12 protein-coding genes and 2 pseudogenes are annotated in these 12,336 nt (G+C 62.3%); 11 read left to right on the top strand and 3 right to left on the bottom strand.

Going from position 1 to position 12,336, the window contains the following annotated elements; all coding sequences use genetic code 11:
• Positions 1–397 precede the first annotated feature (397 nt).
• A pseudogene (locus B0G69_RS35045) lies at positions 398–1,581 on the top strand (cytochrome c); the annotation flags it as partial.
• A gap of 67 nt (positions 1,582–1,648) precedes the next feature.
• Here the strand turns inward: B0G69_RS35045 and B0G69_RS35050 are convergent.
• A complete protein-coding gene (locus B0G69_RS35050) occupies positions 1,649–3,946 on the bottom strand; it encodes an FdhF/YdeP family oxidoreductase (RefSeq protein WP_121324680.1) in 2,298 nt (765 codons plus the stop codon).
• A 165-nt stretch (positions 3,947–4,111) separates the two neighbouring features.
• On the opposite strand from B0G69_RS35050, the gene B0G69_RS35055 reads away from it, so the two are divergent.
• Both B0G69_RS35055 and B0G69_RS35060 read left to right on the top strand, forming a co-directional pair.
• Positions 4,112–4,294 carry a thiamine pyrophosphate-binding protein gene (locus B0G69_RS35055; RefSeq protein WP_121325102.1) on the top strand — a complete coding sequence of 61 codons (183 nt, stop codon included), beginning with the start codon at positions 4,112–4,114 and terminating at the stop codon, positions 4,292–4,294.
• Positions 4,281–4,596, top strand: a pseudogene (locus B0G69_RS35060) (thiamine pyrophosphate-requiring protein); the annotation flags it as partial. The gene B0G69_RS35055 and the pseudogene B0G69_RS35060, both read left to right, overlap by 14 nt.
• 19 nt (positions 4,597–4,615) lie before the next feature.
• Here B0G69_RS35060 and B0G69_RS35065 read toward each other — a convergent pair.
• Positions 4,616–5,206 (bottom strand): ParB/Srx family N-terminal domain-containing protein, encoded by a 591-nt coding sequence (locus B0G69_RS35065; RefSeq protein WP_121324681.1) that lies wholly within the window; start codon positions 5,204–5,206, stop codon positions 4,616–4,618.
• 146 nt (positions 5,207–5,352) lie between these two features.
• On the opposite strand from B0G69_RS35065, the gene B0G69_RS41555 reads away from it, so the two are divergent.
• The 5 genes from B0G69_RS41555 to B0G69_RS35080 all read left to right on the top strand — a co-directional run bounded on the left by B0G69_RS41555 (position 5,353) and on the right by B0G69_RS35080 (position 7,201).
• On the top strand, positions 5,353–5,505 hold the full coding sequence (locus B0G69_RS41555; protein ID WP_199731465.1) for a DUF6496 domain-containing protein: 153 nt from the start codon (positions 5,353–5,355) through the stop codon (positions 5,503–5,505).
• 44 nt (positions 5,506–5,549) lie between these two features.
• Positions 5,550–5,960: a GFA family protein gene (locus tag B0G69_RS35070; protein ID WP_121324682.1), complete on the top strand. Its 411-nt coding sequence runs from the start codon at positions 5,550–5,552 to the stop codon at positions 5,958–5,960.
• An 88-nt stretch (positions 5,961–6,048) separates the two neighbouring features.
• Complete coding sequence (locus B0G69_RS42895) at positions 6,049–6,174, top strand: hypothetical protein (protein ID WP_277873606.1); 126 nt, start codon at positions 6,049–6,051, stop codon at positions 6,172–6,174.
• A 137-nt stretch (positions 6,175–6,311) separates the two neighbouring features.
• The gene (locus B0G69_RS35075; RefSeq protein ID WP_147440818.1) at positions 6,312–6,518 is read left to right on the top strand and encodes a hypothetical protein; all 207 of its coding nucleotides are present in this window, start codon (positions 6,312–6,314) and stop codon (positions 6,516–6,518) included.
• Between the two features lie 11 nt (positions 6,519–6,529).
• Entirely contained in the window at positions 6,530–7,201 is a 672-nt protein-coding gene (locus B0G69_RS35080) for a UdgX family uracil-DNA binding protein (RefSeq protein ID WP_121324684.1), read from the top strand.
• An 18-nt stretch (positions 7,202–7,219) separates the two neighbouring features.
• Here the strand turns inward: B0G69_RS35080 and B0G69_RS35085 are convergent, their stop codons facing one another.
• Positions 7,220–8,125: a DUF72 domain-containing protein gene (locus tag B0G69_RS35085; RefSeq protein ID WP_121324685.1), complete on the bottom strand. Its 906-nt coding sequence runs from the start codon at positions 8,123–8,125 to the stop codon at positions 7,220–7,222.
• A 299-nt stretch (positions 8,126–8,424) separates the two neighbouring features.
• Between B0G69_RS35085 and B0G69_RS35090 the strand changes: the two genes are divergently transcribed.
• The 3 genes from B0G69_RS35090 (at position 8,425) to B0G69_RS35100 (ending at position 12,179) form a co-directional block, all read left to right on the top strand.
• Positions 8,425–9,291, top strand: coding sequence for a glucose 1-dehydrogenase (locus B0G69_RS35090; protein ID WP_121324686.1), 867 nt, complete (start codon positions 8,425–8,427; stop codon positions 9,289–9,291).
• 274 nt (positions 9,292–9,565) lie between these two features.
• On the top strand, positions 9,566–9,976 hold the full coding sequence (locus B0G69_RS35095) for an ATP-binding cassette domain-containing protein (protein WP_241991629.1): 411 nt from the start codon (positions 9,566–9,568) through the stop codon (positions 9,974–9,976).
• 115 nt (positions 9,977–10,091) lie between these two features.
• Complete coding sequence (locus B0G69_RS35100; protein ID WP_121325103.1) at positions 10,092–12,179, top strand: TonB-dependent receptor; 2,088 nt, start codon at positions 10,092–10,094, stop codon at positions 12,177–12,179.
• Positions 12,180–12,336 lie beyond the last annotated feature (157 nt).

Genomic DNA, 12,336 nt, shown 5'->3' on the forward strand with positions numbered 1-12,336 from the left:
TCAGAGGGGGATTCGACCAGAGGCCAAGTCAGGGTTTCTACGTCTTCATGCGCTCGCCCACGATAGGTCACGGCGTGAGCAATCCATTTGTATGCACATATCGTTTCGCGCCCCGGGACATATACCGCCAAAATTCCCCAGATCAATATGTTTTGGCGTTTTTGCAACACATCAATTTTCCTCTAATCCGCGATGCCAGCGTGGACGCGGCTCGCGGGGCAACACCCTAAGTTCAGACAAAAAACCGGATTGTTTCACGCGTTCGAGCATGAGACATTGACGTAACGTCAGCGCCTCATCGCGCGGCGTGTGTGTTCTGGCCGCAGCGCTGTCTGCGGCTTTTTTTATGGTGCCGAACCGAACGGAATTGAGCGGAATCGGCAGACAGCCGCACCCTTGCGCCGGTTGCCACACGGCTGCGCCACATGCGACCCAGCCCGGCGATACGCTGATCCTGTCGCGCCCTTTGCCGGAGGGCTCGGAATGGGCTCGCCATTCGGCACGATCTATTCATCGAATATCACGCCCGACCGCCATGCCGGTATCGGCCGCTATAGCTACGACGATTTCGCGCGCGCGTTGCGTGACGGCGTTGCGCCCCGGCGGCAAGCGCTTGTATCCGGCGATGCCTTACCCTCCTTTGCCCGAATCGCCGACGACGACATGCACACGCTGTACGCGTACTTCATGCACGGCGTGCAGCCGGTAGCCACGCCCGCACCCGAAACGGCACTGCCGTTCCCGTTCAACCAGCGCTGGGCGCTCATGTTCTGGGACTGGGTGTTTGCGCCGCGCGGCGTGTTCAAACCGGAAGCTGGGCGCGATGCGCAATGGAATCGCGGTGCGTATCTCGTGCAATCGCTCGGACATTGCGGCGCGTGCCACACGCCGCGCGGCCCCGCTTACGAGGAGCGCGGCTACAGCGAGTCGAGCGCGGCCTATCTGACAGGCGGCACGAACGACCACTGGTTGGCGCCGAACCTGACCGGCGATCCCGGCTCGGGGCTCGGCCGAAGCTCCGCCGCGGACATCGCCGCCGTCCTCAAGCACGGCCACGGCGGCGGACTGGTGACACTCGGCTCGATGGTGCAAGTCGTCGAAGACAGCACACAATATCTGGACGACGCCGACCTCGATGCGATTGCCGTTAATCTGAAGAGCCTGCCTGCGCGTGCGCCACGCGGCCATTTCAATGGCGAGTCACGCGCCGCGCAGCAGACTGCGCGGGCGCTCAAAACGGGCAACGTCGAACGGCCCGGCGCAGGCATTGACGCGACTTATTGCGCGCGTTGCCATCAGATGGATGGCGCGGGCGTGCCGCAAAAGTATCCGCGTCTGGCGGGCAATCCGGCGGTGTTGTCGCCCTCGACGACATCGCTCGTGCGACTGCTGGTGGAGGGGGGCGCGAGCCCGCATACTGACGGCGGCCCGGAGTCTCGCGAGATGCCGTCTTTCGCCGGCAAACTGAATGATCGCGAAATCGCGCATGTGCTGACGTTCATCCGCAATACGTGGGGCAACGCGGCGGCGCCGGTGACTGCGAGAGAGGTGGCGAGCGTACGCGCAGCCTTGCACAAATAGAACGGCGACAGCGTTCATTCCGGCGCGCTGTCGCATCGCGACCGGCATGGAACGGGTACGTGCGCAATCAAGCGGGTCGAAGAGCCGCGACCACCTTCACCGGAATCGCCTTGGCCGCAGGCACCTTACTCTCTTTCGCATGATGCGACAGCGGAATGAGCGGATTGCATTCCGGGTAGTAACCCGCGACGCAACCCTCGGGCAAGTCGAACGCAATGATGCGGAACCCGTCGATGCGGCGTTCCATTCCATCCGGAGATACCGCCTCCAGCGATACCTCGGCATCCGCTTCGAGCCCACGGCGCTCGATGTCGCGCGCATTCATCAACAGCACCATGCGCGAGCCCCGAACGCCGCGAAACCGGTCGTCCAGCGTGTAGATCGTCGTGTTGAACTGACTGTCGCTGCGCAGCGTGAAGAGACGCAGGTCGTCGGGCTGGCGAGCGGGCATGTCGGGGTCTTCATCGAGCGTGGCCGGTACCATGAATTCGGCCTTGCCGCTCTTCGTTTTCCATTGACGCTCGCATGCGGGCAGTGGGCGATGAAAGCCGCCCGGCGTCCACATCCGCGCGTTGAAGTCGTGGAAAATGTCCGGATACGTTTCGGCGATGGCGTCGCGAATCAGCGCATAGTCGTTGCTCCACGCGTCCCAGTTGACCCGTTGCGAATCGAGCGTGGCCTTCGCGATTCCCGCGACGATCGCCTGCTCGGACAACAGCCGGTCGCTTGCCGGCGGCGCGACGCCGTGCGATCCGTGCATGCAGCCGGTGCTGTCTTCCATCGAGACCGCCTGCGGCCGGCCCATGCGCTCGTCGATTTCAATGCGGCTCAAACAAGGCAGCAGATAGGACACTTCGCCATGCACGAGATGGCTGCGATTGAGTTTGGTTGCAATGTTGACGGTCAGCCGCAGCTTGCGCCACGCCGGCTCGATGACGTAGCGGTCGGGCACCGAGCGCACGAGGTTGCCGCCTAGCTGGAACACGGCGCGCACCTTGCCGTTTATCACGCCCTTGCACGCATCGACCGTCGCCATGCCTTGCGTGCGCGGCGGCTCGAAGTGGTACTGCTCGGCGAGCTTGTCGAGCGGCGCGAGTTCCGGTTTTTCCGTGACGCCCACCGTCCGCTGTCCCTGGACGTTCGAATGGCCGCGAATCGGCGACGGCCCCGCGCCGGGTTTGCCGATATTGCCGCGTAACAGCAGCAGATTCACGACCATCCGCACGTTCTGCACGCCCAGCCGATGCTGCGTGAGGCCCATGCCGTAGTGGATGATGACCGCCTTCGCGCGCATGTATTCGTCGGCCGCCGCAGTGAGCGCCGCGCGCGAGAGACCGCACAGGCGCTCGAGTTCGTCCCAGCTGGCGCGGCGCACATAGTCCGCGAACTCGTCGAAGCCGCTCGTATGCTGCGCGATGAACGCAGCGTCGACGATACGCGCGGCGCCGGTGGCTTGCGCGCGGTCGTCCGCCGCGATCACGGCCTTGCAGATGCCGACGATCGCTGCCGAATCGCCGCCCGTTTTCAACTGATGATATTGCGTACTGATTTGCGTCGCGCCCGGCTTGAGCATTTGCGTGGGCGACTGCGGATTCACGAAGCTCACGAGGCCCGGCTCGCGAATCGGATTGAACGTGATGATCGGCACGCCGCGCTCCCTCGCTTCCTGCAGGTCGTGCAGCATGCGTGGACTGTTCGTGCCGACGTTCTGGCCGAAGAAGAACATCAGATCGGTATGCTTGAAGTCCTCCAGTGTGATCGTGCCGACGCCCACGCCGATCGCTTCCTTGAGCCCGACACTCGTGCTTTCATGGCACATGTTCGAACTGTCCGGCAGGTTGTTGGTGCCGTACATGCGTGCGAAAAGCTGGTACATGTAGGCGGTTTCGAGCGACGCGCGGCCGGACGTGTAGAACACCGCTTCATCGGGCTGAAGGGCGCGCAGTTCGCGGCCGATTTCACCGAACGCATGCTCCCATGTCACTTCGACGTATTGGTCCAGCGCAGAGTCCCATCGCATCGGCGCGCAGAGGCGGCCGGCATCTTCCAGCGCGTGATCGTGCCATTGCTCCAGTTCCACCAGTGTGTGGGCTTTAAAGAAATCAGCGTCGACGCGGCGCGAGGTGATGTCCCATGCGGTGGCTTTCGCGCCACTCTCGCAGAATTCGAATGGATGCGGGTGCGCGGGTTTTGCCCACGAGCAGCTCACACACATGAAGCCGTCTGGCTTGTTCTGATGCACGAGCACACGGCTCGTGCCAACCGGCGCGCCTTCCTGGATCAGCGCGCCCGCGACCGCCTTGACCGATCCCCAGCCGCCGCTGGCGTGCTGATAGGCGTCCGTGTCCTTATGTGCCGAGCTCATGGCGGCCTCCCCGAGATGAACGACGTGTACGACTGTCCGCAATGAACGTGCCTTGCATTCGGCTTACCGGGCCGGCAACAGCCACCTGCCGTCGTGTGCCGCGCGGCTCCATTGGGATTGTTTTTTGCAGCGGAGCGTATACGGCTCAGACATTGAAGAACGCTCATGACTGCAGCGGTAGGGGATTTCGTCGTCGAACGGCTGGGCGACTGGGGTGTGCGACACATCTTCGGCTATCCGGGCGACGGCATCAACGGCGTGTTCGGCGCGCTCAACCGGGCTTCGAAGTCGAAGGAAGGCGGAATCGAATTCATTCAGTCGCGTACTGGAAGCAGTGCTGAACAATGAGGACCTGAATCAGGTGATATAGGAGCAGCGCGCGATGGAGGGCGACCCGAAGTACGAGGCATCGCAGACGACGATGAAAAACTTGGCGGACTGTGGGACGAAGCGCTGGCGTCGGATCGGCCCGTCGTGCTGGAGTGAAAAGCGATCCCAACGTGCCGCCATTGCCGCCTCACGTAACGCTCGCGCAAGCGAAGGCGTTTGCACCGATGCTTTTCGAGGGCGATCCTGACGAGGGGAGCGTCATTGTCGAGACGGCGAAGCAGGTGCTGGGTGCGGTGTTGCCGGGGAGTAAGCGCGATTGACCGCGCATGCGCGACTCCGCTACGACTTGCCGAGAAAGCCCGGTAGTCCGATCGCCAGTTCGCTGCGAGCGAGTTTGATCACCTTGCGAAGCGCGTCGTCAAACTCTTCATCGTTGGTCGGCGCAGGCAACAGACTACGCAGAAGATCGGCCCAACGAAACTCCGCCAGCGGCGTGTCGGTTTTTTCAAAGGCTCCCGCGTCGCGGGCTAAAGCGGCGAGACTGCGATATTCATCGTTCGGCAGTTCCCAGACATGTCGCGGCATGTCGCTGAACGGCTGACGGCGGCCGTGTTCGTCGTAGGGGTACGTCCAGCGCCGGTCTTCCATCGTCAGCCAGAACTTCTCGGGCGTCAGCGAGGAAAGGTCTTCGATCAGTACAACCGGCACGGCCGGTATCCGCAGTAGGTGGAGTGCGGCGACGACATGGTGGTGATCGGTCACATACGCCACTTCGTTTGGACCGAGCACGATCGGCACGGGCTTTTCAGCAATGGCCATTTGCCGGTCGTGCTCCGAAAGGCTTCGATATTGCTCGGCCTTCTTTGCGACTACCCGCATACCGTGCGTCATCTGTGAAGGCCGCAGCCGCTGCAGCGCGATTTGCTTCATGACGTACTCCCGGTGGTCTCAGCGCAGCTCCCAGCAAATGCTATTCCCGGGCGAGGCGGCGCCGGGCACATCGTATGCTCGCTTGCCTGTAGCGACGCGTGGTCACGTCGCTGCATTCCTGACTGACAGGATGAAAGGAGTAGATCATGCCACTGAAGAGAGGAACCTCGAAAGACACGGTATCGCGCAACATCAAGACCGAGACGAAGCACGGTAAGCCGCACAAGCAGGCCGTGGCGATTGCGTTGAATCAGGCGCGCAAGTCAGGCGCGAAGATCCCGAAGAAGAGCGACAAGTAACACGAGTGGATGGCGGGTACGGGGAATCCGCCAGGGAGAGGCCCATGGCGACCAATAGCGAACCGGTTGAGGAAACCGGAGGATGTGCGTGCGGTGCGTTGCGCTTTCGCGTCAACGCGTGCCCGCGGCGGGTGTCGCTCTGCCATTGCATGACTTGCCGGCGCATTCATGGCAACGTCTTTGGCGGATATGCCATGTTCGAACGCAGTGCGGTGGAATTCTCGGGAACTACTCAGGCGTGGCCGAGTTCGCCCGGCGCGCGCCGGCATTTTTGCCCGACGTGCGGGTCGGTCGCGTTCATGGAATGCGTCGGCAGCGACGAGCTCGATTTACCGTTGGGCGCTTTCGATCGCGTGGGCATCTACGAGCCGAGCTACGAATTGTGGTGCTGTCACAAGGAGCCTTGGCTGCCCGCTGGCGTACGGGAAGAATACGACGAGGGTAGACCGGAGTAGCGAACATCGCTTCACGACGCCGGAGCTTGCGGAACGACGCTTGCTGGACCTCGGTAGCTGCCGGCTTAACCGGCGAAAGGAGTGGGATATGACTGACACGAAGCAAGCGAATGCACAGCCCGGCAATCCGAAAAGCGCAGGCAAACAGCAGGGCCAGCAACAGCAGAACCAGCAGAAGACGCCGCAGCACCAAGGCGGTCAACGGCAGCCTTGAGGGCATGTCGCGATGGGGAACCGTGGACACCGCGCATAGGCGGCGTCCACGGATAGACCCAATGCGGAGCGTAGCCTGCCGCGACTGACTGCATTGCGCAGACCTGCCGACGTTCCGAACTCTATCCCGCGGAGGGCATGATGAAACCCGCAACAGACCATCCGGCGCAGAGCACTGTGGATGGCAACCCCAGTAAGCGCGCAAGCGCCGCCAATACGCCGCTCGATACCGCGCAAAACAAGCGGGATGTCGAGGAGAAGCGCAAACATAGCCGCTCGGAAAACGCGTTGCAGTCTTCGCAGGACAAAAACCCGATCCCACCGGACTCGACCCGCCATTCATAGGCATCGCGGACATGCCGGCCACGATAGACGACAAGCCCCCTCGGCGCACGCGCCGCGACACGCATACCGACGCGGATGTCGAACGCGATCAGCAGCCTGCGACACTCGACGAGTGCCGTCGCTGCGCGCTTTGGCGCAATGCGACCCAAGCGGTGCAGGGTGAAGGGCCGCGTCACGCCTCGATCGTATTGGTCGGCGAGCAGCCGGGCGAGGCGGAAGATCTTCAGGGCAGGCCTTTTGTCGGACCGGCCGGCGCGCTGCTGGACAAAGCGCTGGAAGAGGCGGGCCTCGCGCGCAACGAGGTCTACGTGACGAATGCGGTCAAACATTTCAAGTGGACCGCGCGAGGCAAGCGTCGTATGCACAAGACGCCGGGGCAAAGAGAGATCGATGCCTGTGAATACTGGCTCGAACAGGAGTTGAACCGCTCAGGGGCACGCGTGATCGTCGCACTGGGCGCTACCGCACTCAAAGCCGTGCTCGACGACGCTCACTCACGGCTGCAGGACGCGCTCGGCAAACCGATCGAGCACGGCGAGCATCTGGTGGTGGCGACCTATCATCCATCGTTTGCATTGCGCGCGCCTGATCCGGCGACCCGTCAGCGTGTCTATGCCACGATCGTCGACGCGCTTCGCAGCGCGGAGAAACTGGCTCATCAGCGCAAACGCGCCGGTTCGTGAGTTCCTGGCCTGTATCGGTCACGCTGCCGAACCCGCTCGCTGCAACCCCAGCCGTTTCATCAACCGCTGTGCGTCGAAAGGCGCGCGTGCCTTGACGTCGTTGTCGAAATAACAGTACACGTCACGCCGTTTGCGGCGGGGCGGATGCTCGTCCGCTGCGATCAGCCGCGCGTCGGCCGGCTGCGACCCGTGACGCCATGCTTCGATCCGCGCAGCCCAACGGTCCAGCTCCGCGTCGGAGTATGAGCCTGCATATCGGGATTCGGTGCCATGCAGCCGAATGTAGACGAAGTCCGCAGTGAGGTCTTCGGCGAGTGGCCAGGACTCGGTGGAATCGGACACCACCAGTGCGACATCGTATTGCCTGAGCAACGCAACGAAGGCGGGGTCGAGAAAACTCGCGTGACGTATCTCCACTGCGTGGCGCAATCGGTGCTCGTGGCAAATCTCGAGATAGGGCGTCTTTACCCGCTCGTCGTGGTGTCTCGCCAGCGAGAGCGCGGCCGATGTGTCGCGTGGCAGCAAGCGTAAAAAGCGTTCCATGCCGTCGGGTTCGAAGGAGAACGACGGCGGAAATTGCCACAGAATAGGGCCGAGTTTTTCATTCAGCGCCAGCAGTCCTTGCGCGAAGAAATTCGCGCATCCGGCCCGTGCGCTGTCATCACGAAAGCGCAACAGGTGCGTCAGATACCGCGCGCCTTTAATGCTGAACACAAAGTCGGGCGGAGTGTCGGCATACCAGTGTCGCCAGCTGTCGAGCGACTGGAGGCTGTAGTGCGTGCCATTGACCTCAATCGTCTGGAACAGGCGCGACGCGAATTGCAGTTCCGCCGCCTGTTTCAGGCCTTCAGGGTAGAAGTCGCCTCGCCATCCCTTATAGCGCCAGCCGGAAATGCCAACACGAACGTCGTCGATTTGTTCCATGGCGAGCGGGCCCACGAGTGCATGTGTGGATTGTCACGCAACGAGAAGTAGCAACCCCTGTTCCCCGAGGCGCTCGCCGTGCTCGGCAAGAGTGGCTCGAAGCAGACACCGGGCGCATGAGTGAGCGTGAGCAATCGAGAACTCATGTCAGTTAGCCCTGCCGTTGCCGACATGAGCGTGCCCTCGTGCAGGCCACAAGCCCTGGGCCCAAAGGTTGCTCATCTCGTCATGAAAGCCGACCGCAATGCTGTGCATTTTCCTGCACGCCATCCCTATCCGCCCGCACCTGGAGATTTGACATGAGCACTATCCAACGACCCAAACCGCCGTTTCCCGCCCAGCAGCAACAACGCACGCCGGGCACGACGGCTGAAATGAATCCGCAACCCGATCATGGCGAACGAACCTACAAGGGATCTGCACGCCTCGCGGGCAAAGCGGCGATCGTGACGGGTGGAGACAGCGGCATCGGCCGCGCCGTCGCTATCGCATTTGCGCGCGAGGGTGCGGACGTGCTGATCTCGTATCTCGACGAGGACGACGATGCACGCGAAACCGCTCGCTGGGTGGAGGAGGCGGGCCGCAAGGCGGTGCTGGTGCCGGGAGACATCACTTCGCCCGCGCACTGCGACGCTATCGTCGACAAGGCCATCGAGGCGTTCGGCCGGCTCGACGTGCTGGTCAACAACGCGGCGTATCAGATGAGCTACCCTTCGCTCGATGCCATCAGCGACGAAGAGTGGGACAAGACCTTCGATACCAACATCGGTGCGATGTTCAGGATCACGCGCGCGGCGGTCAGGCATATGAAGGCCGGTGCGGCGATCATCAACACGACGTCCATCAACGCCGACCATCCGAATCCCGGACTGATCGCCTATGCGACGACCAAAGGCGCGATTCAGAACTTTACCGGCGGGCTTGCGCAGCTGCTGGCCGAAAAGGGCATTCGCGCAAACTGTGTGGCTCCCGGCCCGATCTGGACGCCGCTGATTCCGTCCACGATGCCGCCGCAGAAGGTCGAAAAATTCGGTGAGCAGGTCCCGATGAAGCGACCCGGCCAACCCGCCGAATTGGCGGCGGCCTATGTGATGCTTGCCTCGGACGAAGCGAGTTACATCTCGGGCGCCACGATTGCGGTAACGGGCGGCGCGCCGATTATTTGAGGTGACTGGACTCCCCGGCCGGTTGGCACATGCTGCTGACCGGTCCTGATTGCGCCGGATGCACCGTGTAGTCTGACTTCCATAACGGCTCGACAATTCAGTTGCGTGGTCGAGCCCCGCGTTTTTTCGACATCCGGCTTTGGGTTCAACAATGCGGCCCCTTTTAGCGCCTGGGGCCGGCATTGACACGTCCACGCGTTGGGCAGCCACGGGCACGGGCCGCTTTGCATTCTTCTTCTCGCCCGAAGGGATTCAAGGGCTGGTGCAGCGCGTAATGAAGAGACCGCGCTGGACGCTCGTGCGTGACACGATTCCGGCACGTCCTGCTGTCATCGAGCCATATAAAAGCGCACGTATCGATGCCGATCCAGACAAGCCGATCCTGTCGGTACGTGGTTTGTCGAAGCAGTTCGGCTCGCTGGTCACCGCCGACAAGATCGATCTCGATGTGTTTCCGTATCGGTTGCACAGCTTTATCGGCCCAAACGGCGCGGGTAAGACGACCTTCTTCAACATGCTGACCGGTGTGCTGCAACCGACGGCAGGACGCATAGTGTTTGACGGTCAGGATGTGACGCGCATGGCGATGTTCACCAGAAGCGGCAAGGAGCCGGCCAGCCGAGTACTTGCAAACGACCCTTCATTTCTTAATTGTAATGTTATAACATACGGCGCCGTGACCTGAGGGAGAAACCACCCTTCAGGAATTTTGTCGATCACATGGCGCCTGCGATGTGCAATGTTATAGCGTTGCACTCGACATCGCCGCTGGTGTCGAAGTCAACCTTAGAAAAAAGATCGTGAACAGACAACCTACACGCTCCATCGCGCGGTGGCCCCGCCGGTTATCGCCGGTTCCGTTGGCCTTGCTCGCATTCTCCGCGCAAGCCCAGCAACAGAATGAGACACCGGATGCGTTGCCCGGGGGTGCGCTTGCGCCCGTCTTCGTCACCGCGAACCCGCTGGGCTCGACCAACCTCATCGCGCCGGCCACTGCGCTGTACGGCGACGCTCTCACCTTCAGACAGACCAATTCACTCGGGGAAACGCTCAATGGTCTGCCCGGCGTGTCCACCACGACGTATGGGCCGATGGTGGGCCGGCCGATCATCCGTGGCATGGACGGGGATCGCATCCGCATTCTGCAGAACGGGGTGGCGGCGTGGGACGCATCGTCGCTGTCGTACGACCACGCGGTACCGCAGGAGCCCCTGACGATCGAGCGCGTCGAGATCGTCCGAGGTCCTGCGGCGCTGCTCTATGGCGGCAACGCCATCGGTGGCGTCGTCAATACGATCGACAACCGCATTCCGCGCGAGCCGATCACGGGCGTCACGGGTGCAGTCGACGCGAGCTACGGCGGGGCCAACGACGCGCGCGCCGGCGCGGCCCTCGTCGAAGGAGGCAATGGGCGATTTGCGTTTCATGTTGACGCGTTCGATCGGGATACCGGCACGCAACGTATTCCTGGTTTCGCGCACTCCGATCGCCAGCGCGCGCTCGACGGCCCGGATGCCAACGAGGCCTACGGCAGCATTCCAAACAGCGACGGCCGGTGGCACGGCGGCGCGGTCGGCGGTGCGTATACCTGGGCCGATGGCTATGCAGGTCTGTCGTACAACGGCTACGACGGCAACTACGGCTCGGTCGCAGAAGACGACGTGCGGCTACGCATGCATCAGGACCACGTAGCATTCGCCTCGGAGTTACGCAATCTGAGCGGGCCGTTCTCGCAACTGAAGTTCGATTTCGGCTACACGGACTACGAACACAGGGAGATCGACAACGGCGAAACCAGCACGACCTTTCGCAACCATGGTTATGAAGCGCGTATCGAAGCGCGTCATCGACAGATCGGCCCGTTCGAGGGAGCCGTTGGCGTGCAGGTCAGCCAGAACACGTTTTCGGCGCTAGGCGACGAAGCACTCGTCCCAACCACGCAGACCACCAACGTGGCGCTGTTCGGGCTGGAAGAGTGGAACGTCACCGACGCCTTCAAGCTCAGCGCGGGCGCACGCTTCGAGCATGTAAAACAGGACCCCGTGGCCAACGGCAACGACAGGTTCGCGAGTGCGACCGACCGCGACTTCAATGCGGTCAGCGCGTCGCTCGGTGCGTTGTACAAACTGTCGCCAGTGTGGTCGGTGGCGGGCAATGCCGCCTATACGGAACGCGCGCCGGCGCTGTACGAACTCTATGCAAACGGGCCGCACGATGCGACGGGCCAATATCTGATCGGCAATCCGGCTGCACAGAAAGAGAGGGCCGTGTCGACCGATCTGTCATTGCGCTTTGCGAGCGGCCCGAACAAGGGCAGCGTTGGCGTGTTCTACAGCCGCTTCAAGAACTATCTGACCGAATTCAACACAGGGCGTCTCGTCAACGACGACGGCGAAGTCGTGCCGCGCGGTACCGATGGTGCGTTGAACGAGGCGGTATATCGCGGCGTGCGCGCGGAATTCTATGGCATCGAACTCGACGGCAGATGGCGCGTCTTTGAGAAGGGCGCGCATCAGGTGGACGTCGAACTCGTTGCCGACTACACGCATGCTCGCGACATCGACAACGGCGAGGCGCTGCCTCGGATTGCGCCGCTGCGTGCGACGCTCGCCGTCGACTATGACTACGGACCGTTCGGCGCGCGTGCGGAGATGGAGCATGCGTGGGCTCAGAATCGCGTACCCGACAACGATCTGCCGACTTCGAGCTATACGAAACTGGGCCTGATTCTCACGTACAAGTTCCATGTCGGCGCAACGAACTGGCTTGCATATGTTCGCGGGGATAACCTCACGAATCAGGAGATTCGCTATGCAAGTTCGGTGGTCCGGGATATCGCGCCAGAGGGGGGCCGCAGCGTGATGGTCGGCATGCGTACTACGTTCTAGTCGGATCATGCGGGCATGCGCGATGGGCGACACAGGATCGCTGCCCTGGGCGGCTTTCTTGCCAGTTAGCGCATGCCTCGAAGACACGCTCGTCCATCCGGCACCAGACCGTTGCTGCCGGCGGATCGTCGGCATGCAAAATCGGCGACGCAGTCAC

The sequence above is a fragment of the Paraburkholderia sp. RAU2J genome (genome assembly GCF_003634845.1).
In the GTDB taxonomy this organism is placed as follows: domain Bacteria; phylum Pseudomonadota; class Gammaproteobacteria; order Burkholderiales; family Burkholderiaceae; genus Paraburkholderia; species Paraburkholderia fynbosensis.

What these genes read in the sequence shown, in the direction of transcription:
- B0G69_RS35075 (WP_147440818.1), top strand. Translation starts at nt 6,312, where the DNA reads ATGATGAAACCCGCAACAGACCATCCGGCGCAGAGCACTGTGGATGGC.
- B0G69_RS35080 (WP_121324684.1), top strand. Translation starts at nt 6,530, where the DNA reads ATGCCGGCCACGATAGACGACAAGCCCCCTCGGCGCACGCGCCGCGAC.
- B0G69_RS35070 (WP_121324682.1), top strand. Translation starts at nt 5,550, where the DNA reads ATGGCGACCAATAGCGAACCGGTTGAGGAAACCGGAGGATGTGCGTGC.
- B0G69_RS35095 (WP_241991629.1), top strand. Translation starts at nt 9,566, where the DNA reads ATGAAGAGACCGCGCTGGACGCTCGTGCGTGACACGATTCCGGCACGT.
- B0G69_RS35050 (WP_121324680.1), bottom strand. Translation starts at nt 3,946, where the DNA reads ATGAGCTCGGCACATAAGGACACGGACGCCTATCAGCACGCCAGCGGC.
- B0G69_RS41555 (WP_199731465.1), top strand. Translation starts at nt 5,353, where the DNA reads ATGCCACTGAAGAGAGGAACCTCGAAAGACACGGTATCGCGCAACATC.
- B0G69_RS35085 (WP_121324685.1), bottom strand. Translation starts at nt 8,125, where the DNA reads ATGGAACAAATCGACGACGTTCGTGTTGGCATTTCCGGCTGGCGCTAT.
- B0G69_RS35055 (WP_121325102.1), top strand. Translation starts at nt 4,112, where the DNA reads ATGACTGCAGCGGTAGGGGATTTCGTCGTCGAACGGCTGGGCGACTGG.
- B0G69_RS35090 (WP_121324686.1), top strand. Translation starts at nt 8,425, where the DNA reads ATGAGCACTATCCAACGACCCAAACCGCCGTTTCCCGCCCAGCAGCAA.
- B0G69_RS42895 (WP_277873606.1), top strand. Translation starts at nt 6,049, where the DNA reads ATGACTGACACGAAGCAAGCGAATGCACAGCCCGGCAATCCGAAAAGC.
- B0G69_RS35065 (WP_121324681.1), bottom strand. Translation starts at nt 5,206, where the DNA reads ATGAAGCAAATCGCGCTGCAGCGGCTGCGGCCTTCACAGATGACGCAC.